Here is a 20,782-nt window from a genome sequence, read left to right on the forward strand (position 1 = left end):
TCAGCGGCCCGAGGTGAACTCCTCGTAGGCGTCGCAGACCTCGGCGGAGGGGCCGTCCATGCGCAGGACGCCGGCCTCCAGCCAGATCGCCCGGTCGCAGGTCTCGCGGACCGTGCCGATGCCGTGGCTGACGAGGAAGACGGTGCCGGCGTGCTCGCGGAGCTCCTCGATGCGGGCCTGGCTGCGGCGCTGGAAGGCGGCGTCGCCGGTGGCGAGGGCCTCGTCGATCATCAGGACGTCGTGGTCCTTGGCGGCGGCGATGGAGAAGCGCAGCCGGGCGCCCATCCCGGAGGAGTAGGTGCGCATGGGCAGGGAGATGAAGTCGCCCTTCTCGTTGATGCCGGAGAAGTCGACGATGCCCTGGTAGCGCTCGCGGACCTGCTGCCTGGACATGCCCATCGCGAGGCCGCCGAGGACCACGTTGCGCTCGCCGGTGAGGTCGTTCATCAGGGCGGCGTTCACGCCGAGGAGCGAGGGCTGGCCGTGGGAGTAGATCCTGCCGCGGGCCACGGGCTGGAGGCCGGCGATCGCGGAGAGCAGCGTGGACTTGCCCGAGCCGTTGGAGCCGATCAGGCCGATGGCCTCGCCCTTGTACGCGACGAAGCTGACGCCCTTGACGGCGTGCACCTCGCGCATGCCGGGGGCCGGCTTGCGGGAGAAGATCCGGCTGAGGGCGGCGGTGGCCCCGCCCTTGCGGGCGCCGGAGCCGTGCACCTTGTAGACGACGTGGACCTCGTCGGCGATGACGGTGGGCACGCGGGTGTCGGGCGCCGCCACGGACGGTGCGCGGTGCGCGGATGCGGTTGCGGTCTCAGCCACGGCCGTACTCCTCCTCAGCCTTCCAGAAGTAGATGAATCCGCCGACGCCCGCGAGCAGGGCCCAGCCGACGGCGATCGCCCACACGTGGTGCGGGAGCGCGTGCGGGTCGAAGCTGTCGATCAGCGCGTAGCGCATCAGGTCGATGTAGACGGCCGCCGGGTTGGTCTTGAGCACGACGGTGACCCAGTGCGCGAGGTGGTCCTTGCGGAGCATCTGGTCGATGGACCACATGACCCCGGAGGAGTACATCCACGTGCGCAGGATGAACGGCATCAGCTGGCTGACGTCCGGGCTCTTGCTGCCGATGCGGGCCATGACCATGGCGACGCCGGCGCAGAAGACGGCCATCAGGGCCAGGGTGGGCGCGGCCAGCAGCCACTTGAGGGTCGGGGTCTGGCCGCAGGCCAGCAGCAGCAGGACGAGCGCGCCCATGGTGACGAGCAGCTGCTGGAAGAGCTGGACGACGGTGGACAGCGGCAGGCTGGCGCGCGGGAAGTGCAGGGCGCGGACCAGGCCGAGGTTGCTGTGCACGGCGCGGGTCGAGGCGTTGATGGAGCTGCCGATGAAGTCCCAGACGAAGACGCCGGTGATCAGGAACGGGATGTAGTCCGGCACGTCGTGGCTGGCGTTCATGACGATGCCGAAGATGAAGTAGTAGACGGCCGCGTTGAGCAGCGGGGTCACCAGGTGCCAGACCTGGCCGAGCCGGGCCGTGCTGTACGTGGCGTGCATCCGGGCGGTGGCGTACGCGGTCACGAAGTGGCGGCGGCCCCAGAGCTGGCGCACGTAGCTCGGCAGCGGGGGGCGGGCGCCGCTGAGGGTCAGGCCGTGGGCCGCCGCCAGTTCTGCGGGCGAGAGGGGCGGGGCGGGCGGCGTTGCGGGCGCGGCGGGCTCCGCGGGCGGGGTGGTCTCGGTCACGGGGGTCACGAGGGTCGCTTTCGACGGGGTCGGGGCGTCGGCTGGCCGGGGCATCTCCCAGCGGTAATCGAGGAAGGGACGGGTCCGTATCGTCGCTACGGCGAGGTTAGGGCGCAGTGCGTCGGAACGCAACCGTATCGTCGTGACGAGTTGGACCCGGCGTGCCCGGCTATGCTCTGTGCATGACCACCGACCCCGCCGCCGGCACCGCCCCCGCCCCCGCCTCAGCCCGCCGCGCCCCCGCCGGGGCCGCCGTCCTGCGCGAGGACGTGACCGAGGCGATCCGCGCCGCGGTACTGGACGAACTGGCCGCGGTCGGGTTCTCGCGGATGTCCATCGAGGGGATCGCCCGGCGCGCGGGCGTCGGCAAGACGGCCGTCTACCGCCGCTGGAAGTCGAAGCTGCACCTGGTGCTGGACCTGGTGGGGGCCTTCGCGGTGGACGGCCTGCCGGTTCCCGCGACGGGATCGCTGTACGGGGACGTGCGGGCCCTGCTCGAGGTGATGTCACACGTGCTGCGGCACCCGGTCGCCTCGGCGGTGATCCCGGACCTGCTGGTCGAGGCGGCCCGCAACCCGGAGATCGCGGACGCGGTGCGCGGCGCCCTGCTGGAGGGGGAGCGGCGGATGGCCGAGGGGATCGTGTCGGAGGCGGTGGCGCGCGGCGAACTCGCGGCGGGAACGGATCCGGGCCGCGCACTGGACCTGGCGATCGGCCCGCTCTACTGGCGGCAGGTGGTCGTACGCGACGCCGTGCCGGCGGAGTACCTGGACGACCTGGCCCGATCGGTGGTGGCGGGCCTGACGGCCACGTCGCCCGCGCCGTGACGCGGACGACGGGGACGACGGGGACCGCCGGAGCCGGCTAGCGGGTGTAGAACGCCACGCGGAAGCCCAGGTCCACGTAGGCGTTCTGGGGCGGGTCGTACGAGCGGAACTGGATCATGCGGGCGCGCTGTTCGCGGGAGAACCAGGAGCCCCCGCGGACGATGCGGTCGCCCGGGGCCCGCAGGTCCTCGCGGCCGGGCCGGGTGTCGTCGTACGACCAGGCCAGGGACCGCGTCCACTCCCACACGTTGCCGATCATGTCCTGGGGCCCGCCCTCCCGGGCCGCCCAGGGGAAGAGGCCCACGGGCACGGAGCGCTGGGTCCAGCCCTGCGCCGTGCGCACGTGGGCCATGCCCTCCTGCCACTCGTTCCCCCACGGATAGGGGTCGGACGCCGGCCGGCCCAGGCCGGAGCACTCCCATTCGGCCTCGGTGGGGATGTCCGCGTAGCCGTGCTCGTCCAGCACGTTGCGCTCGCGCAGCCGCTTCGTCAGCCAGCGGCAGTACGCCAGCGCCTCCCACCAGTTGACCCCGACGACCGGCTGCGTGGGCTGGTTGTAGCGGGGGTCCCACCAGTAGAGCGGCACCCGGCGCAGCAGCAGCTGGTCCACGTACTCCTGGAGGGACTCCTCGTCGACGATGCCCTCCCGCATCTCCTTGCTCAGATGGATCCGCTGGGTGTCCGTCGACCCGGCGCGCGGTCCGTCCGGCGCGTCGATGAAGGACGGGTCGTGCCTGACCCACAGCCGTGCCGGTCCGTCCGGCCAGCAGTCCAGGTCCCGGTACCCGCCCGAGGAGACGAACTGCGCGTAGTCCCGGTTGGTGACGGGCAGCGTGGAGATCCGGAAGGAGCCGACGGTCTCGGTGCGCTGCGGGAACCAGTCGATGTGCCGGTACTTGTCGTCCTGCGAGTTCAGCGGGGTCGTGGAGCCGATGGGGTACTCGCCCGCCGGTATGACGCAGCTGCGGGCGAGGAACGAGCGCGATCTCTCCTCCCACGTCGAGGGATTGAGCTGCGCCTGTACGGTGGCCGCGCGCGCCCGGGTCTCCAGGTCCTGCCCCCGGTCCCCGCGGGCGGCGGCGACGGAGTCCGAGACCGAGCGCCGCAGCTGCCGTACGAGCCCGGACGGCTCCGCGTTCGGCCGGGCCGCCGCGAGGATCACGAGCAGCTCGCCGGCGAGCAGCCACAGCGGCAGCCCCGCGTCCCCGGCCTCCTCCGCGGCGCCCGCCAGCTCGGCCGCCGTGCCGGTGACCAGGCGGTGCCCCTCGGCCGTGGTCTGGGCACTGGCCCAGTAGCGCAGCGGGGCGTGCCAGATGGGATGGCGGCACAGGCCGACGATGGTCTCCGAGTCCCGGCGCGCCAGCGCGCAGCCGGCGAAGTAGTCGCGGAAGAGGTTCTCCCTGAAGGAGAGTTGGGTGGCCGTGTCGACCGCGAGTATGCCGTGGCCCTTCCGGAGGAACTGCACGTAGTCGACGACGGCCGGGTACGCGTCGAGGAACTCGCGCTCCTCGCCCAGGGCCCGCAGGATCGGCTCGTGGACGGCCGCCGCGGAGAGGGAGTTCGCCCCGGGCTGCACGGACCTCAACGAGGTGATGGAGAAGCCGACTTCCTCGATGATCCGCTGGATCTCCGTGTCGTAGCCGGGCCGCAGGAGGCACGGCTCCGCGGCGGCCGCGGCGCGCCTGCGGGGACGCTTGTGCAGGAACTCCTCCGAGGCCAGCCGGCAGAAGTGCCCGACGGACGTGGGGACCTCGTGGTTGCGCTCCGTGGAGACGACCAGGAGGTGCAGCAGGTAGGGGACGCGCGCTGCCGAGGCCAGAGCGCTGTCGCCCCGGATCGCGGCGATCAGCCGCTCCGAGAGCTTTCCTTCGTGAGGGGTCATCAGGCGGTGAACCATCCGGTGATGTAGTTCTCGAGGTCGCGCTGTTTGGGCGGTCGGAGGAAGTAGGCGCTGACGTCGCGCGCCCTCGCGCACTCGGCGGAGAACCAGCTCGAATCCGAGATGGCCACGAGGACGCGCAGGTTGCGGTAGTGCACGTGGAGCTGCGCCAGGGTCTGCAGGACGGTGCGCGGCGACCAGTTGTCGGAACTCGCGTGGCCGTGCAGCGGCACGTCCTCCACGCCGTCGACGAAGAGGAACGCCCGGTCGAGCGAGCCCCGCAGCAGGGTGCGTGCGGTGCCGCCGTAGACCCCGATGCCCGAACGGGTGACGGCGGCGTCCGTGATGGCCTCGGCGGTCGCCGCGAAGTCGCCCTGCGCGGGTACGTCGAGGGCGTTGACGAGCAGCGGTACGGGTGCCTCCGGGTCGCCGTCCAGCGCCCGCTGCGCGAGCAGCGAGGCGTAGTGCGTGCAGATCGAGGTGCGCCCGGAGCACGGCGGCCCGATGAGCACCACGGAGCGGCCCGCGCCGTGCAGGACGATGCCGTCGAGGGGCAGGCCCGGCGTGTCCTCGTCACCCGGCGGGGCGGTCCGGGCCAGGGCGTCGATCTCCCGTACCTCCCGGGGGATCCAGACCGCGTCCAGCGGACGGTCGGGGAAGCCGACGGCGTCCGCGCCCTCCTGGCTGGTCGCCGACAGGGCGCGCAGCGCGCCCAGGTAGTGGACCAGCTCCACGGGAAGCTCCCGCGGCTCCGGGCCCGGGGCAGGAGGCGGTGCCGGGTCCGGTGCAGCGGGACCGGCCGGCCCGCTCGGCCCCGGCTGGCCCGGGACCCGTTCTCCCGTCCCACGGGGCGCCTGCGGGTTGATGCGACGGATCGCCGGGCGTGCGCCCTGCGGGCCGGAGCCTTCTTCAGGGGTCATATCACCTCACCCATCACGGGCCGGCCGGGTGCCATGACGCGGGCTCGGGGACGGCGGTGATGCCCCCCAGCTCCGACCGGCTCCAGAACCGTCCATCACTGTCTACGAACACGAACTTCAGCGGGAGCGCCCGGCTCTGGTCCGGCTGCACGGTCAGCGGGACCTCGTAGTCCGACCGGCCGGGGACCAGCGGCCCGAGGTCCTCGTGGCACAGGTGCACCGACCCGTCCGGGCTGTCCGCCCGCCACCGGAACACCGGCAGGGAGGTGGAGTTCTCCACCTGCACCGCCCAGTACGGCTGGCCGTCGTCCGACAGCACCGTCATCCACGCGGCCGCGGCGGTGCGCTGCCTCCTGCGGTCCCGGTTCTCGGAGCGCAGGACGGTGCCGACCGCGGCCGTGACCGCACCGACCTGGCCCAGCCCGCTGACCCAGTCCCCCCAGGTCCCCGCCGCATCGTGGTCGAACTGCTCGCCGTACGGCTGGAGCCCCCACAGCGGAAGGGACAGGAGCAGGACCACCGCGGCCAGGAGCCCCCAGCGCATCGCCCCGCTACGCCATATGGCCTTCAGGTCTGCTGCCGCCACTCGGTACGCACCTCACAGGAATCGCCGCGGGTCCATCACACGCAGGGCATCCGCCTGGCCCGCCGTCAGCGCGGCCCCGGACAGGATGCTCCGGACCAGAGCCGCCGTGATCGGGGCGAGGGTGATCCCGACGCCGAAGTGCCCGGTCGCCATGACGACCCTGCCGTCGGAGTCGGCGTTCCCCACCAGCGGGTAGCCGTCGGCCGTTCCGGGCCGGACCCCGGCCCAGGAACCGGTCAGCCTCCAGTCCCGCGAGGCCGGCACCACCAGCTGCAGCGCGGCCAGCAGCCGCTCGGTCGCATCGTCCTCCGGCTCCTCGTCCCAGCGGCCCTGGTCGTACGTCACGCCGACCACCACCCGGCCGTCGTGGCGCGGGACCACGTACGACGAGACCGTGGTGTCGTCCACGGCGACCTTGCAGTACACGTGGTGGCGCAGCGGGTAGCCCCCGCAGCCCGGCACCACCAGCTCGGCGGCCTGGCCCCGTACCGGGAACTGCCCGCCGGGCCGGGTGGGCACGAGCTCCGGGCTCCACGCCCCCGCGGCCACCACGCACCGGTCCCCCCGGACGACGCCACCGCCCTCCAGCAGCACGTCGACCCCCTGGGCGCCCGGCGTGACGGCTTGCACCCGGGCCCGGGCCACGACCTCGATCCGCGGGTCCCGGCGCAGCACCTCGCGCAGGGCGGACATCAGCACCCGCGGCTCCAGAGCCCCCTCGCTGGGCAGCCGTACCGCCGACAGCACGTCCGGTGACAGCAGCGGCTCGGCATGCGCCGTGGTCCGCGCATCGAGCTGCTCGACCCGGAAGCCCTGCTCCACCCACTGGGGGACCAGCTGCTCTTGGACCCGCTGCTGCTCCGAGGGGTCCAGGGCCACCTGGAGGAGCCCGGAATCCAGGAACGGCACCGCGATCCCGGATCCGGCCTCCAGTCCGGCGAGCCACTGCGGGTACATCCGCCGGCTCGCCTCGGCGAACTGCCGCAGCGGGCCGCGGCAGAAGTCGTCGCTCTGCGGTGTGATCCCGCCGATGGCCGCCCAGCTCGCCGCCAGCCCGGTGTCCGGCCGGGCGTCCAGGAGCACGACCCGCTCGAAGAGGTCGCTCGCCGCCGCGGCGACCGCGCAGCCTATGACGCCCGCTCCGACGACGACGAGTGCGGAGCCCATGCTCAGCTGCTCCGGTTGACGACGTAGGAGTCCTGTTCTCCCGTCACCACGTTGACGATGGACTGGATGCACTTGACGGCCATCGCATCGCGGGCGTCATGGGTCAGCGACCCGATGTGCCCGGTGACCAGCAGCTTCGATGCGGGCAGCGCGAGCAGCTCCGCCGTCTCGGGGACGTCCGCGTCGTAGAAGCCGTCGAACGCCGCCGTGTGGATGCGCCCGCTCTTCAGGCCCTGGAGCAGAGCTGCCGGGCTGACCACGGAGGGCCGCGCCGTGTTGACGAGGGTGATCCCGCCGGCCGGCAGCAGGGCGACCTCGTCCACGCCGATCATGCCGCGCGTCTCGGGGGTGTCCGGCACCATGACGACCACGTTCTCGGCCCAGGACAGCAGGCTCGGCAGGTCCTTGTACGCGATGCCCAGGCGCTCCTCGACCTCGGGCTTGCGGGTCCGGGAGTAGTACGCCGTCTCCGTCGCCAGCCCCAGCGCGCCGATCTCGGCGATGCGGGTGCCGATCGCGCCCAGGCCGATGATGCCCAGCCGGTGTCCGGCGAGGTCGTGCTGCTTCTCCTCGCCTCCGGAGCGCCCGGAGCGGAAGTCGTCGGCGTACGAGGGGATCTGCCGGCGCTGGGCGAGGAGCAGGCCCACCGTGAACTCGGCGACGCTGTTGGTGAGCGTTCCGGGGGTGTTCGTGACGGCGATGCCGAGTTCGGCGGCGGCGTCGGCGTCGACGAAGGACTGGTAGCCCACCCCGAGGAAGCCCACCACCTTCAGCGACTTGGCCCGGGTGAGCGCCGCGCGGGAGGCGAACTCATCCCCGCCCAGCAGATAGGCGGTGCAGGACTCCAGCTCCGTGCCCAGCTCGTCCTCGCTGAGCAGGCCCGGGACCGAGTGCACCCGGAAGCCGGACTCGGACAGCCGGTCGAGGTGCTTCTGCGCCACGCTGCTGCCCGTTACGAGGATCTTTCCCAGATCGGCCACGCGATACCCCAAACGTCGGATAGTGACTGATGGTCATGTGAAGAGATCGGCCAACCTGTCGTAATACCGCATCCGCGCGGTGACAGAGCTGCGGGCGGCCGTCAAGTAGTCCTCGGCCAGTGACGGATCGTGCGCGATCAGCTCGGATGCTATATGCGCGATGAGCGCCGAGTGTTCCGTATCCTCATAGATGTTGGCGTTCAGGAAATCACCGTGGTCCACATCCGGTGCCGCGCTTTCGAAAGCGCTTTTGACGGCCCCGTATTCGGGGACCAGCATCTGTTCGTTTCCCACTCCGAGCGCGCCCAGCGCGCTGATCGGGGAGCGCATGGAGGACGCCAGGTCCCGCAGGAACTCGTAGGTCGGTTCGGCCGGGGCGACGGAGTCGGGCGCGATGCCCATGCTGTGCGCCAGCTTGTGCAGCAGCCACGGGTGGGACGCCCGTGCGACCCCGTCCTTCACGCCTCCGTGCTCCCCCTGCAACACCAGGTTGAAACGGGCCCGTTGGTGAACGTTGACCAGCGCGCTCGACGTGAGGCCGAGCAGCTGCGCGAACACCCCGGTGACGAACAGTTCCTGCGTGACCCAGAACTCCAGGGCCGGCCGCGACGCCCCGGCCAGGGCGAAGAACGGATGCCGCTCGACCCCGCTCTCGGGGACCAGCCGGCCCGCCTCCTCGACCACCGGGTGCAGCGGGACGGACGCGGTGGGCAGGAACCGTGCACCGTACTGCCATTGAACGAAGTTCGATTCCACGAGTCGGCTGGCTAACTCCGCGTTCCATGGTCCGGTCAAAGCCATGGTGATACCTCTTCCGTGTGGGGACGCCCGACGATCAGCACACAAGCAAGGCGCTCCCATAGTGGCCCAGAAGAAGCCGGTCCGCGGGCGGATTAATCGGAACGGAAGAACGGGACGGCTACGGGTAGAGACCGGGAGTTGTCAGCGGGGCCAGTGTGGGTACCGGGGTGGCGGACGGGGCCGAGGAGGAGGCCGTCGGAGCGGGCCGGCGCTCCGCGAGCGGGACGACCGGCGGGACCGCGGCCGGCTGGCCCAGGAAGACGCGGCGGACGACCCGCTCGGCCGCGTGGCCGTCGTCGTACGAGCAGAACCGCGAACGGAACGCCGCCCGCAGCTGCGCGGAGCGCGAGCCCTGCCAGTGGCCGGTGGCGAAGATGTCCACCAGCTCGTCCTCGGTCCGGGCGATCGCTCCCGGCGGGCACGACCGCAGGTCGAAGTACGTGCCGCGGGCGGCCTCGTACGCCTCCCAGTCGTCCGCGTGGATCACGATCGGCCGGTCCAGCGCCGCGTAGTCGAACATCAGGGACGAGTAGTCCGTCACCAGCGCGTCCGAGGCCAGGCAGAGCTCCTCCACCGACGGGTACGCGGAGACGTCGACCAGGCGCGGGTGGCGCACCGGCTGGGCGGGCGCGTCCGCGTACGTCAGGTGCGTACGCGCCAGGATCGTGAAACGCGGGCCCAGGTCACGCAGCACCCGCTCGAAGTCGAGGTGTTCGGGCCGGCTGCGCCGGTAGTCGCGGTGGGTCGGCGCGTACAGGACCGCCACCCCGCCCGCCGGGATGCCGAGGCGTTCGCGCAGTGCCAGGACGTCGTCCAGGGTGGCCCGGTGGAAGGCGTCGTTGCGCGGGTAGCCGTACTCGAGCGTGGCGTACGAGGAGGGGATCGCCTTCTCCCACACCAGGGTGGAGTGCCGGTTCGCGGAGAGCAGGTAGTCCCACTGGTCCGCGCCGCGCAGCAGGCCCGCGAAGTCCGTGGTGGGGGTGGCCGCCGGCCGGTCCTGGAGGTCCAGGCCGACCCGCTTGAGCGGGGTGCCGTGCTGGGTCTGCAGCAGCACCTGGCCGGGCCGCTTGACCAGGGCGCGGTCGAAGTTGACGTTCGTGGTGAGGTACGTGGCCCTGGCGAGCGCCGTCCAGTACGCCGCGGAGCCCGGGCGGAGCATCGCCGTCTGCGGCGGGAGCGTCGCCGCGTGCTGCGGGTCGCAGATCCACGCGGTCCGCATCCGGGGCGCGAGCTCGCGCAGCTTGGCCTCGACGGCCGCCGGGTTGCAGGCGTAGCCGCCGTGCCAGTACGCGGAGAAGACCGCCAGCTCCGGGCGCAGCGGCAGCAGCCGCTGGACGCGGTAGTGCAGGCGCAGCGCGCTCTCGCGCAGGCCCCGCCACAGCGACACCCCCGCGCGTCCCGCCGCCAGCGCGGCCGAGCGGAGCAGCGACAGCGTGCGGTACGTCCGGCGCACCCCGAACCGCATCAGGGTGTGCCGGATCCGGTCGGTGCGCGACAGGGACAGCGGCGGCGAGCCGGCGGCCCGGTGGCGGCGCAGCAGCCCGGAGGCCCGGTGGAAGAACTCGGCGCGGCTCGTACGCGGCAGGCGGCGCGGGTCGGCGTGCAGGGCGCAGAAGTGCTCGGCCATCCGCCGGTGCACGGTGGGGCGCCAGCGCTCCAGCTCGGGGCGGCCGGCGAGGAACCCGAAGACCCGGTCGTACTGGTCGAAGATGTCCAGGTGGCGGCTGCTGCGGGTGGTCAGGATCGAGCCGGTGCGCCGCTGGCGGTAGTGCACGCAGACCCGGTCCAGGACGGCGAGGGACTCGGCGGCCAGCAGCGCCGGGTAGGTCCAGGGGGTGTCCTCGTAGAACCCGGGCGGGAACTCCAGGCCCTCGCGCTCCACGTACTCGCGGCGGTAGGCCTTGTTCCAGACGACCATCAGCATGCCGAGCAGTGCCGGGCGGTCCGCGAGCCGGAAGCTGGCCGGGCCCTCCTCGGACAGCTTGTGCGCGAGCCGGTTGCGCACCAGCTCCCCGGTCCAGAAGGTGCGCGCGTAGTCGTAGACGAGGACGTCCGGGGAGCCGGTGTCCTTGAGCCGGTCGGTGATGGCCTGCAGGGCGCCCGGGGCGAGGGTGTCGTCCCCGTCGAGGAAGACCAGGTAGTCGCCGGTCGCCCGGGCCAGGCCGGCGTTGCGGGCCGGGCCCAGGCCGAGGTTGTCCGCCAGGTGCACGGCGGTCACCCGGGGGTCCCGCGCCGCGTACTCGTCGATGATCGAACCGCAGGCGTCCGGGGAGGCGTCGTCCACCGCGATCAGTTCCAGATCCGGGTACGACTGGGACAGGACCGAGTCCAGGCTCTCCTGGAGGTACGCCTGAACCTTGTACGCGGGCACGATGACGCTGAACCGGGGCACGGCACATCCAGGGGTCGGCGCGGGCATGGTGTTCCCCCGGCCACCGCTGGGCGGGGGTCCCCCCGGCCGGAGACCGGGGGGAGTGCCCCCAGGGAACCGCCGACGTGGCGATCGGGTTACGCAGCGTGTGGCATTCGGGTTACCGAGCGTCAACGCCGCACGTCAACGGGGCTGTGGGAGTTACTTGACCGCCCCCGCCATCACCCCCGTGACGAACTGCCGCTGGAAGGCGAAGAACACCACGAGCGGCACCACCATCGACAGGAACGCACCGGGCGCCAGCACGTCGATGTTGTTGCCGAACTGCCGTACCTGCTGCTGGAGGGCGACCGTGACCGGCGGGTGCGCCGAGTCGGCGAACACCAGCGCGACCAGCATGTCGTTCCACACCCACAGGAACTGGAAGATGGCGAGCGAGGCGATCGCGGGCGCGCCCAGCGGCAGCACCACCCGGGCGAACAGCCGCAGTTCGCCCGCGCCGTCGAGGCGGGCCGCCTCCAGCAGCTCGCGCGGGATCTCCGCGAAGAAGTTGCGCAGCAGGAACACGGCGAACGGCAGCCCGAACGCGGTGTGGAACAGGACCACCCCCGCCGTGGTCTCGAACAGTCCGATGGAGCCGAAGAGTTCCGAGACCGGGATCAGCGCCACCTGCACGGGGACGACGAGCAGCCCGACCACGACCAGGAACAGCCAGTCCCGTCCCGGGAACTCCAGCCAGGCGAAGGCGTATCCGGCGAACGAGCCCAGGGCGACCACGAGCAGGGTCGCCGGGACGGCGATCGCCACCGTGCTGAGCAGCGCGTTCGTGATGGTGTCGTTGGCCAGCAGCCGCTCGTAGTTGTCGGCCGTCAGCCGAGTCGGCGCGGTCAGCGCCTGCCACCAGCCGCCCTTGTTCAGGTCGGTGGGGGAGAGGAACGAGGAGATCAGCAGCCCGAGGGTGGGCAGCAGCCAGAACAGCGCGGCCAGCACCAGGAACACGCGCACGGCCCCCGCCGCCGCGCCGGCCGCGAGCCGGCCGGCCCGCGCACCGGCGCGGGGAACGGGGCGGGCACCGGCACGTGCTCCCGGGCGGGCCTGGGCGGAGGTGCTCATCGGGAACCCTCCTTACGCAGCCTGCGGATGTTGTAGAGCATGACCGGGAGCACCAGCGCCAGCAGCAGTACGGCGATGGCGCTGCCCAGCCCCGGATCGGCGTCGGTGCCGAAGGAGGTGCGGTACAGCTGGAGGGCCAGGACGTTCGCGTCGTCCTGCACCGAGCCCGGTGCGATCACGAAGACCAGGTCGAAGATCTTCATCACGTTGATGACGAGGGTGACCAGGACGACCGCCAGCACGGGCGCCAGCAGCGGCACCGTGACCCGGCGGAACACCTGCCACTCGTTCGCCCCGTCCACCCGCGCCGCCTCCAGCAGCTCCCGCGGTACGGCGGCCAGCCCGGCCCCGATCAGCACCATCGCGAAACCGGCCCACATCCAGACGTACGCCCCGATCACCGCCGGGGTCACCAGCGTCGGGCCGAGCCACTCCACCCCTGCGTACGCCTCCCGGAAGTTCGACGCCGGCAGCCGCAACACAGCCCCGTCGGCCCGTGCGGACAGCGTGAAGGTGCCGTCGGCGCGGGCCGTCGCCGAGTCGACCACCTTGCCGTCCTTGACCGCTTCGACCCGTATCCCCGCGAAGCCGGACTCGGCCGGGTCGACCGCGTTCGGGCGGCCGCCGCCGCCCCGGGTGAAGTCCTGCCAGACCGTCCCGGTGACCTTGCCGGGCTCGGCGGGCGCGGCCTTGGCCGTACGGGTCGCCCCGGGCAGGTCCTCCGGGGCCACGCCGACCAGCGGGAGCAGCACCGGTACGCCCGCCCGTACGGGATCGCGGGTGGTGAAGCCGCCCGCGGCGGCTCCGGTGGCAGGGACCAGCGGGGAGTCGCGGCCCGGACGGGCCTTGGGGAAGGCCGAGGACTCGGCGAACGTGTCGTGCACCCCGACCCAGACCGCGTTCGCGACGCCGCGGTCGGGGTCGTGGTCGTACACGAGCCGGAAGATGATGCCCGCCGCCAGCATCGAGATCGCCATCGGCATGAAGACGAGCAGCTTGAACGCCGTGCCCCAGCGCACCCGTTCGGTGAGCACCGCGAAGATCAGGCCGAGGGCGGTGGCCGTGGTCGGCGCCAGCACCACCCACAGGGCCGTGTTCTTCAGGGCCGTGCGGATCGTGTCGTCGTGGAGGATCTCCCGGTAGTTGCCACCGCCCACGAACGTGTCGCCCGAGCGGTCGAAGAAGCTGCGGTAGACCGAGTAGCCGATCGGGTGCACGACGAGCGCGCCGAGCAGCACCAGGGCGGGCAGGAGGAACGCCGCCGCGACGAGGCGGCGGCGCCGGGCCTCCGAGGACCGTGACGGCGAGCCGGCCGCCGCAGCGGCCGCCGATCCCGTGGCCGGCACGGGATCAGTTCCCGTAGGCCTTGGCCGCGTCCGCCTCCAGTCTGGCCTGGATGCCCGCCACGTCGGACGGGTTCGCCAGGAAGTCCTGCAGCGCCTTCCACTCGCCCGCGCCCGGGGTCCCGCCGAACGCCGCCGGGGCCTGGTCCGACATGTCGAAGCGGAAGTCGTCGCCCGCCGCGATCAGAGCCTTGGCGATGTTGCGCTGGATGTCGTTCGGATAGGCCTTCAGGTCGACCGACTTGTTCGGGGAGACGAAGCCGCCCTCACGGGCCTGGATCTCCGCCGCGTCGGGGGAGGCCAGGAACGTCAGCAGCGCCTGCGCTCCGGTCGACGGCTTCAGCGCGACCGCGACGTCGCCGCCCGAGACCACCGGTGCCTTGCCGCCGACCGCAGGGAACGGGAAGACGAGGGCGTCCTGGCCCACCTTCGCCTCGGTCTGGCCGATGTTCACCGCCACGAAGTCGCCCTCGTAGACCATCGCGGCCGCCGGCCGGTCGAGCGGGGTGAACGTCTGCGTCACCGACTTCGGGAACTCGGTGGCCAGCGCCCCGCTCGGGCCGCCCGCCAGGAAGTCCTTGCGCCCGAACAGCTCGCCGAGGGTGGTCAGCGCCTGCTTGACGCTGTCGTCGGTCCACTTGATCTGGTGCTTGGAGAGCTGGTCGTACTTCTGCGGGCCCGCCTGCGAGAGGTAGACGTTCTCGAACCAGTCCGTCAGCGTCCAGCCGTCCGCGCCGGCCACCGAGACGGCCGGGGTACCGGACGCGGAGAGGGTGTCGGCCGCGGTCAGCAGCTCCTTCCAGGTCTTCGGGGGCTGCACGCCCGCCGCCTCGAAGGCCTTTGCGTTGTACCAGACCAGCGACTTGTTGGCGGCCTTGTAGTACACCCCGTACTGGGTGCCGTCGACCGCGCCCAGCTTCTTCCAGCCGTCCGAGTAGTTCTTGTCGAGCTGCGCCTTGGCTTCCGGGCCGACCGGCTGCACCCACTTGTTCTGCACCGCCGACACCAGGGCACCGACCTGCGGCAGCAGCGCCACGTCCGGCGGCTGGCCGCCCGCGATCTTCGTGCCGAGGAAGGTGACGATCGGGTCCTGGGCCGGGACGAACGTGACCGTGGCACCCGTCCGCTTCTCGAACTCCTTCAGCACCTTCGTGAAGTTCGCCTGCTCCGGCCCCGTCCAGACCGCCGCGACCTCCAGCTTCTGGCCGGTCAGCTTCGGTAATTCCACCCGCTGGCCGGCCGTGGACGCCCCTGCGCCCTGCGGCGGGCCGTCCTTCTCCCCGCCGTCCCCGCACGCGCTCAGCGCGAGCGCGCCCGCGGCCGCGAGTGCCGTCCAGGCGGCGGCGTGGCTGCTTCTACGGTTCGTCGTACGGCTCGTTCCCTGCCTGCGCATGGCTCTGCCCCCGATGCCCGTGGTGTGACTGGTCCCACAAGGTCTACGCCGAGCCGCGCACCCCCGCAATACCGCCTCAGCCGTGTCGCCGCGTGTCGCCGCGTGTCGCGGGCCCGGGGGCCGGGGCTCACGGCGCCGGGGCGACCGGCGGGGCGGGCGGGAACAGCACGGGTATCGCCGAGACCAGGTGCGAGGCCCGGTCCAGGGCGCTCGCCAGCAGCGCCAGGTCGGTCGGGCCGTTGCCCAGCTCGCGCACGGGGCGGCGGGCCGGAGGATCGCCCATCCGCTCCCACTCCAGCGGCACCACGGTCGGCCGCTGCGTCGCCGTCCGCGGGATGCGGCCGGTCACCCGGCCGGCCTGGAACGGGACCGTCCGCCCGTCGGAGTACCGCAGCAGGCCGCGGCCGGGTCCCGGCCGGTCGGGGGCGTCCAGATCGATCCGCAGCGGGTTCGTACGGGTCAGCTCGCTGTCGGCTGTACGGTCCGGGCGGGCGCTGGCGGCCACCAGGTGCACGCCGAGCCGGGCGCCGTCGCGGGCCACCGCGTCCAGCGCCCGTACGACGGAGCCGGCGGCGGGACGGCCCGTACTGCCGAGCCCCGGCGCGACCAGCGCGTCGAAGTCGTCCACCAGCACCACCAGCCGGGGCAGCGGGCGCGGCCCGGCCGGGTCGGTGCGCGGGGCGGCGGTGCGCAGCCGGAGCGTGCCGGTGCGCTGGGGGTCGAGGTCGCCGAGCAGTTCGCCGGGGCCGGGCCGGCGCGGCGAGACCATCCGGTCGGACACCTCGTGCCGGGCGTGCCACTCGGCGAACGGGATCCCGTCCAGGAGCTCGGCCCGGCGCTTCAGCTCGGCGCCGAGGGCCTGCGCGAACTCCCGCATCCGGACGGGATCGGAGGCGACGAGGTGGGCGGCGACGTGCGGGAGCTCGGTGCAGGGCTGGAGCCCGTCGCCGCGCTCGCCGCCGGCCCCGTCCAGCAGGACGAGGCCCAGCCGGTCGGGCCGGGCTGCTGCGGAGAGGGAGGCGGCCACCGACCGCAGGAGCTCCGTGCGGCCACTGCCCGCAGGTCCCTCGACGAGGAGGTGCGGCCCGTCCTGGACCAGCTCGGCGCCGACCGGCCCGCGCCGACCGCTGCCGAGCACGAGCTCGGCGCGGCCGCCCACGTCCTGCCCCTGGTCGGTGGCGGCGGCCCAACGGGCCATCAAGGAGGCCGGGGTGGCCCGGGCCAGCCCCAGCTCGTCCAGCAGCCGGGCGGTGTTCGGCAGCGCGGCGGCGACGGCCCGCCGGGGCGCGGCGGGGGACGGCTCGGCGCGCAGCGGGGCCAGCGCCCGGGCGAACCGCTCGGCCCAGGCCGCGGAGACGGCGTCGGCGGTGGCGGTGGTGCCGGGCGGGGCCGGCTTGCCGCCGGTCACCGCGAACGTCCGTACGGTCGTGGCCACATCACCGCTGAGCAGGGCGACCGCGCCGCAGTCCCGGAAGGCGGGGCTGCTCGCGCAGGCCGCCTCGTACGTCTCGGTGAGCGGGGAGGCGGGCGTGGCGGCCGGGGTCTCGGCGAGGACGAGGACGTGGATCCCGGCGGCCGGACCGTGCGAGGCGAGCCGGCCGGTGAGGTCGCGCAGCGCCCCGGAGCCGGGATCTCCGTCGACGACGAGCAGCGTGTAGGGGCCCTGGTGGGCGTACGCGGCTTCGCGGACGCTGCGGGGGTCGGCGGCGGCCCAGTGGGTGCCGAGGGGGCTGTCGTCGAGGCGCCGGGCCAGCTCACCGGTGCGGGCGGCGGCCTGGTCGCGGTCGTACGCGAGGAGCAGCCGGCAGTCCTGGCCGTGCGCGGCGCGCACGTGCGGCAGCCAGCCGAGCCACCCCCAGTCGCCGCGCCGCTCGGCGACGCCGCGCGCCCGGTCGGCGGCGAGGAGCACGATCTCCAGCTCCCCGGGCGCGTGCAGCCCGGCGAGCTGGGCGACGACGGACCGGGCGACCCCGGTCAGCCGTCCGCGGGGCCCGGCGATGCCGAGCGAGCCGACGTCCTGGAACGCGATCCGGCTCCCGGCCCCGAGGCCGACGTCGAGCTGCCCGCGGGCGCGGGACCACAACCGCCGGGTCGGCCCGAGCGCGGCCAGCAGCAGCGCGGCGGGATCATCGGCATCGGGCACGGCGGCCACGGCCGGCTCGGCGGCCGTACTCCCGTACGAGGGTCCCTCTTCCCCCCGCACCCACTTGCGCGCCCAGGCCCCGATCCCCCGCTTCCGCCCCGCCTTGAGCCCGCCCGAGGCGGATTCCCCGGCTGCGCCGGGCGTGCCGATGTGCAGGTCCGGGCCGGAAGCGATCCCGGAAGGCCCGGAGGGGGCCGGGCCCGGTCCGGATTCGGCTGCGCCGCTTCGGCCTGAGCCGGAGGGCCGGGCGGGTGTCCGGGCGGCCCCGGCCGCGCCGTCCCGCGCAGCGCCGGACGGCGTGCCGTGCGCGGCCGGGGCGCCCGGGGCCCGGCCGGTGCCGGAAGCGGCCGCGAAGGGCCCTCCGGGTGCCGAGCCCCCGTTCCGGGAAGGGGTGGGGTGGGGGAACGGTCCCTGCGGGGCGGCGGCAGAGCCGGCCGCCTCCGGCCGGGAGGGCGCCCGGCCCCCCTCGGACGGCGCGCCGTGCCCGGCGGTCGGGTCCGAGCCGGGCTCGGCGGGGCGCCCGGCGCCGGGACCGGCTTCGCCGGGTTGCCGGGGCGGGCCGGCCAGGGAGAGGTGGCCCTCCAGGTCCGGGACGACCGGGAGCGGGGACGCCGAGTCGGGAGCCAGGCGGAGGGTCGATTCGCCGATGCGGAGCAGCGCGCCCGGTGGCAGCGCCACCGGCTGCGCCCCCACCACCGCCCCGTCCACCGAGGTGCCGTTCGTCGAGTCCAGGTCGGCCACCGCCACCCGCCCGTCCGGCATCACCGTCACCGCGCAGTGCAGCCGCGACACGTCCGGGTCGTCCAGCGGGACATCGGCGTCGGCCGAGCGCCCGATCCGGATCGCCCCGGGGTGCAGCAGGTGCACCCCGCCCGCGTCCGGGCCCGCGACCACGTGCAGCTGCGCGCCGTCCGTCCCGTCCGGCAGGACGTCCGGTACCGGCGCATGCAGCCCCAGCACCGCCCCGTCCACGAGCGGGGGCTCCCCGAGCACCCGCCGCTGGAGGTCGAGCCGCTCCGTCCCGGCGTACAGCACGACGGTGCCGCCGGTGTCGGGCCCGCCGACGGTCGCCGCCAGGCCGGAGGCCACGGCGGCGAGCGCGGTGCCCACGGGCGCGGTGACGAGCACGTCACAGCCGGCGGGCGCGGTCTGGTGGCCGCTGCGCGACCCAAGGACGGTCAGCCGGATCTGCATCGCCGTCAGCGGTCCCTTCTGCGCGGTGCGCGGTGCGTGCGCCCGGCAGGGGTACGACGGGCGTGCCCGCCCGATCAACCCCCCACCCGGCACGGCGCGTCGTCCGGTCAGGTCTGCCCGGAAGGCGGGGCTCCCGTCCCGGCCGTTCCGTACGGGTGCATCCTCGCACCTGTCACGGACAACACGCCCGGCACCGGCCAATAAATGATCTTGAATGATCACACCCCCGCCCGCGCGGACCACACTTCCGGACATCCCTCCGGGAACCCATCCGGGCATACAAGCCGACGAAAGCCGGTGAGCGCCGGGCAGCACCGGGGAAAATCGCCCGTGGCATACCCCGCCAAACATCACTCTTCGTATATATGTGCGGCAACCAACCCCCGGGACCCCGCGTCTTCCCCGGGGACACCCCCTAGAGTGGGCCGGAAAAACGAACCACAGCAGGACGACAGCAGGGAGCGCGAGACGTGCGGCCAGTCGGCAGCAAGTACCTGCTCGAGGAGCCGCTCGGACGCGGCGCCACGGGCACCGTCTGGCGTGCCCGCCAGCGGGAGACCGCCGGTGCGGAGGCGGCCGTCGCCGGGCAGCCCGGCGAGACCGTGGCCATCAAGGTCCTCAAGGAGGAGCTGGCCCAGGACGCGGACATCGTCATGCGCTTCCTGCGCGAGCGCTCCGTCCTGCTGCGCCTGACGCACCCCAACATCGTGCGCACCCGCGACCTCGTCGTCGAGGGCGACCTCCTCGCCCTCGTCATGGACCTGATCGACGGCCCGGACCTGCACAAGTACATCCGGCAGAACGGCCCCTTCACGCCGGTCGCCGCGAGCCTGCTGACCGCCCAGATCGCGGACGCGCTCGCCGCCAGCCACGCCGACGGCGTGGTCCACCGCGACCTGAAGCCCGCCAACGTCCTGCTCGACGAGCGCGGCGGCCAGATGAAGCCGATGCTCACCGACTTCGGCATCGCCCGCCTCGCCGACTCCCCGGGCCTGACCCGCACGCACGAGTTCGTCGGCACCCCCGCCTACGTCGCCCCCGAGTCCGCCGAGGGCCGCCCGCAGACCTCCGCCGTCGACATCTACGGCGCCGGCATCCTGCTCTACGAACTGGTCACCGGGCGCCCGCCGTTCGCCGGCGGCACCGCCCTCGAGGTGCTCCACCGCCACCTCAGCGAGGACCCGCAGCGCCCGCCGAACGTGCCCGAGCCGCTCTGGATCGTCATCGAGCGCTGCCTGCGCAAGGAGCCGAACGAGCGCCCCAGCGCCGAGAACCTGGCCCGCGGACTGCGCGTGGTCGCCTCCGGCATCGGCGTGCACAGCGCCCCCGCCGAGGTGGAGGCCGCCCTCGGCGTCGGCGCGCTGCTCGCGCCCGACCCCTCGCCCGCGCCGGTCCCCGAGACCCCGGGCGGCGCAGCCGCCGACCCGACCCAGGTGCTGCCCGGCCGCGCCGCCGCCGCGTCACCGATGGGCGCGTACGACCCGAACGGCATGACCAGCGTGCTCCCGCCCATCGGCGCCGCCGACGCCACCTCGGTGCTGCCCAGCACGGGCGGTCCCGGCGGTCCCGGCGCGGACCCGACCTCCGTCATGCCCCCGGTGCAGCAGCCGGACCAGCCGCACCCGTGGCAGTCGCAGATGCAGGCCGCGCGCGACCGCAACGAGCAGACGCAGATGCACTACCTCGACCCGAGCGAGGACCCGCTGCGCCGGCGCCCGCAGCGCCAGGCGCCCCCGCCGCCGCAGCAGCGGCCGCAGCAGCCCCCGCAGTACCGGCAGGGCCCGCCGCCGCAGCAGTACCAGCAGCAGCGCCCCCAGCCGCCGCAGTACCAGCAGCCTCCGCAGCAGCAGCCGTACTACCAGCCGCAGCCGCCGCCCCAGCAGTACCAGCAGCCGCAGCAGCCCCCGTACCAGCAGCAGCCCCCGCGGCAGCCCCAGCCCCAGCGTCAGGCGCCCCCGCAGCAGCAGCCCCCGCAGGCCCCGCCGCCGCAGCGCGCCCCCCGGGAGCCGCGCGAGCCGCGCCGCCGCAGCGCCAACCCGGTCAAGATCCCGGGCCTGGGCTGCCTCAAGGGCTGCCTGGTCCTGATCCTGCTGTTCTTCGTGGCGGGCTGGCTGGTCTGGGAGCTCACCCCGCTCCAGGAGTGGATCGGCACCGGCAAGGGCTGGTGGGACCAGCTGTGGACCTGGGGCTCCGACATCGCCGACTGGGTCGGCGCGATCGGCGACTCCACGGGCGGCGGTTCGGGCGGCGGCACGCCCTGAACCGGGCCCTCGTAGCGCCGACTTCGTGGATTTGTCGACTTCTGGGACGTGATTTCGCCCCCAGAA

The 20,782-nt window shown here is 73.6% G+C and carries 15 protein-coding genes; 2 read left to right on the forward strand and 13 right to left on the reverse strand.

The genetic code is table 11. The features are described from left to right. Positions 1-819 carry an ABC transporter ATP-binding protein gene (locus ACFYXK_RS27495; protein WP_389413541.1) on the reverse strand — a complete coding sequence of 273 codons (819 nt, stop codon included), beginning with the start codon at positions 817-819 and terminating at the stop codon, positions 1-3. After that, entirely contained in the window at positions 812-1,792 is a 981-nt protein-coding gene (locus tag ACFYXK_RS27500; RefSeq protein WP_389413542.1) for an ABC transporter permease, read from the reverse strand. The genes ACFYXK_RS27495 and ACFYXK_RS27500 overlap by 8 nt, the downstream gene beginning before the upstream one ends. Positions 1,793-1,920: 128 nt before the next feature. On the opposite strand from ACFYXK_RS27500, the gene ACFYXK_RS27505 reads away from it, so the two are divergent. Continuing rightward, complete coding sequence (locus ACFYXK_RS27505; protein WP_389413543.1) at positions 1,921-2,565, forward strand: TetR/AcrR family transcriptional regulator; 645 nt, start codon at positions 1,921-1,923, stop codon at positions 2,563-2,565. A gap of 37 nt (positions 2,566-2,602) precedes the next feature. On the opposite strand, the gene ACFYXK_RS27510 is transcribed toward ACFYXK_RS27505, so the two are convergent. The 11 genes from ACFYXK_RS27510 to ACFYXK_RS27560 form a co-directional block, all read right to left on the reverse strand. Beyond that, positions 2,603-4,447, reverse strand: coding sequence for a formylglycine-generating enzyme family protein (locus ACFYXK_RS27510; RefSeq protein WP_389413544.1), 1,845 nt, complete (start codon positions 4,445-4,447; stop codon positions 2,603-2,605). Beyond that, positions 4,447-5,178: a hypothetical protein gene (locus ACFYXK_RS27515; protein ID WP_389413545.1), complete on the reverse strand. Its 732-nt coding sequence runs from the start codon at positions 5,176-5,178 to the stop codon at positions 4,447-4,449. The genes ACFYXK_RS27510 and ACFYXK_RS27515 overlap by 1 nt, the downstream gene beginning before the upstream one ends. 199 nt (positions 5,179-5,377) lie before the next feature. Then, positions 5,378-5,950: a hypothetical protein gene (locus ACFYXK_RS27520; RefSeq protein ID WP_389413546.1), complete on the reverse strand. Its 573-nt coding sequence runs from the start codon at positions 5,948-5,950 to the stop codon at positions 5,378-5,380. Positions 5,951-5,962: 12 nt separating this feature from the next. Continuing rightward, positions 5,963-7,117 carry an NAD(P)/FAD-dependent oxidoreductase gene (locus ACFYXK_RS27525; protein WP_389413547.1) on the reverse strand — a complete coding sequence of 385 codons (1,155 nt, stop codon included), beginning with the start codon at positions 7,115-7,117 and terminating at the stop codon, positions 5,963-5,965. Positions 7,118-7,119: 2 nt separating this feature from the next. Further along, entirely contained in the window at positions 7,120-8,097 is a 978-nt protein-coding gene (locus tag ACFYXK_RS27530; protein ID WP_383519659.1) for a 2-hydroxyacid dehydrogenase, read from the reverse strand. 33 nt (positions 8,098-8,130) lie between these two features. Continuing rightward, on the reverse strand, positions 8,131-8,898 hold the full coding sequence (locus ACFYXK_RS27535; RefSeq protein WP_389413548.1) for an iron-containing redox enzyme family protein: 768 nt from the start codon (positions 8,896-8,898) through the stop codon (positions 8,131-8,133). Positions 8,899-9,016: 118 nt separating this feature from the next. Further along, positions 9,017-11,290 (reverse strand): CDP-glycerol glycerophosphotransferase family protein, encoded by a 2,274-nt coding sequence (locus ACFYXK_RS27540; protein ID WP_389413549.1) that lies wholly within the window; start codon positions 11,288-11,290, stop codon positions 9,017-9,019. A 180-nt stretch (positions 11,291-11,470) separates the two neighbouring features. After that, on the reverse strand, positions 11,471-12,382 hold the full coding sequence (locus ACFYXK_RS27545; protein ID WP_389413550.1) for a carbohydrate ABC transporter permease: 912 nt from the start codon (positions 12,380-12,382) through the stop codon (positions 11,471-11,473). Next, positions 12,379-13,728: a carbohydrate ABC transporter permease gene (locus ACFYXK_RS27550; RefSeq protein ID WP_389413551.1), complete on the reverse strand. Its 1,350-nt coding sequence runs from the start codon at positions 13,726-13,728 to the stop codon at positions 12,379-12,381. Before ACFYXK_RS27550 ends, ACFYXK_RS27545 begins: the two co-directional genes overlap by 4 nt. A 4-nt stretch (positions 13,729-13,732) precedes the next feature. Beyond that, positions 13,733-15,118, reverse strand: a complete 1,386-nt coding sequence (locus ACFYXK_RS27555) for an ABC transporter substrate-binding protein (protein ID WP_389413552.1) — start codon at positions 15,116-15,118, stop codon at positions 13,733-13,735. Between the two features lie 127 nt (positions 15,119-15,245). Then, a complete protein-coding gene (locus tag ACFYXK_RS27560; protein ID WP_389413553.1) occupies positions 15,246-18,455 on the reverse strand; it encodes an FHA domain-containing protein in 3,210 nt (1,069 codons plus the stop codon). Positions 18,456-18,925: 470 nt separating this feature from the next. On the opposite strand from ACFYXK_RS27560, the gene ACFYXK_RS27565 reads away from it, so the two are divergent. Then, on the forward strand, positions 18,926-20,716 hold the full coding sequence (locus ACFYXK_RS27565; RefSeq protein ID WP_389413554.1) for a protein kinase: 1,791 nt from the start codon (positions 18,926-18,928) through the stop codon (positions 20,714-20,716). Positions 20,717-20,782 lie beyond the last annotated feature (66 nt).

This window comes from Streptomyces sp. NPDC002209 (genome assembly GCF_042890265.1).
Taxonomy (GTDB): domain Bacteria; phylum Actinomycetota; class Actinomycetes; order Streptomycetales; family Streptomycetaceae; genus Streptomyces.

Bases quoted from the DNA above. Each gene is read 5' to 3' on its own strand.
- ACFYXK_RS27535 (WP_389413548.1), bottom strand. From the start codon at position 8,898: ATGGCTTTGACCGGACCATGGAACGCGGAGTTAGCCAGCCGACTCGTG.
- ACFYXK_RS27510 (WP_389413544.1), bottom strand. From the start codon at position 4,447: ATGACCCCTCACGAAGGAAAGCTCTCGGAGCGGCTGATCGCCGCGATC.
- ACFYXK_RS27525 (WP_389413547.1), bottom strand. From the start codon at position 7,117: ATGGGCTCCGCACTCGTCGTCGTCGGAGCGGGCGTCATAGGCTGCGCG.
- ACFYXK_RS27500 (WP_389413542.1), bottom strand. From the start codon at position 1,792: ATGCCCCGGCCAGCCGACGCCCCGACCCCGTCGAAAGCGACCCTCGTG.
- ACFYXK_RS27560 (WP_389413553.1), bottom strand. From the start codon at position 18,455: ATGCAGATCCGGCTGACCGTCCTTGGGTCGCGCAGCGGCCACCAGACC.
- ACFYXK_RS27555 (WP_389413552.1), bottom strand. From the start codon at position 15,118: ATGCGCAGGCAGGGAACGAGCCGTACGACGAACCGTAGAAGCAGCCAC.
- ACFYXK_RS27505 (WP_389413543.1), top strand. From the start codon at position 1,921: ATGACCACCGACCCCGCCGCCGGCACCGCCCCCGCCCCCGCCTCAGCC.
- ACFYXK_RS27545 (WP_389413550.1), bottom strand. From the start codon at position 12,382: ATGAGCACCTCCGCCCAGGCCCGCCCGGGAGCACGTGCCGGTGCCCGC.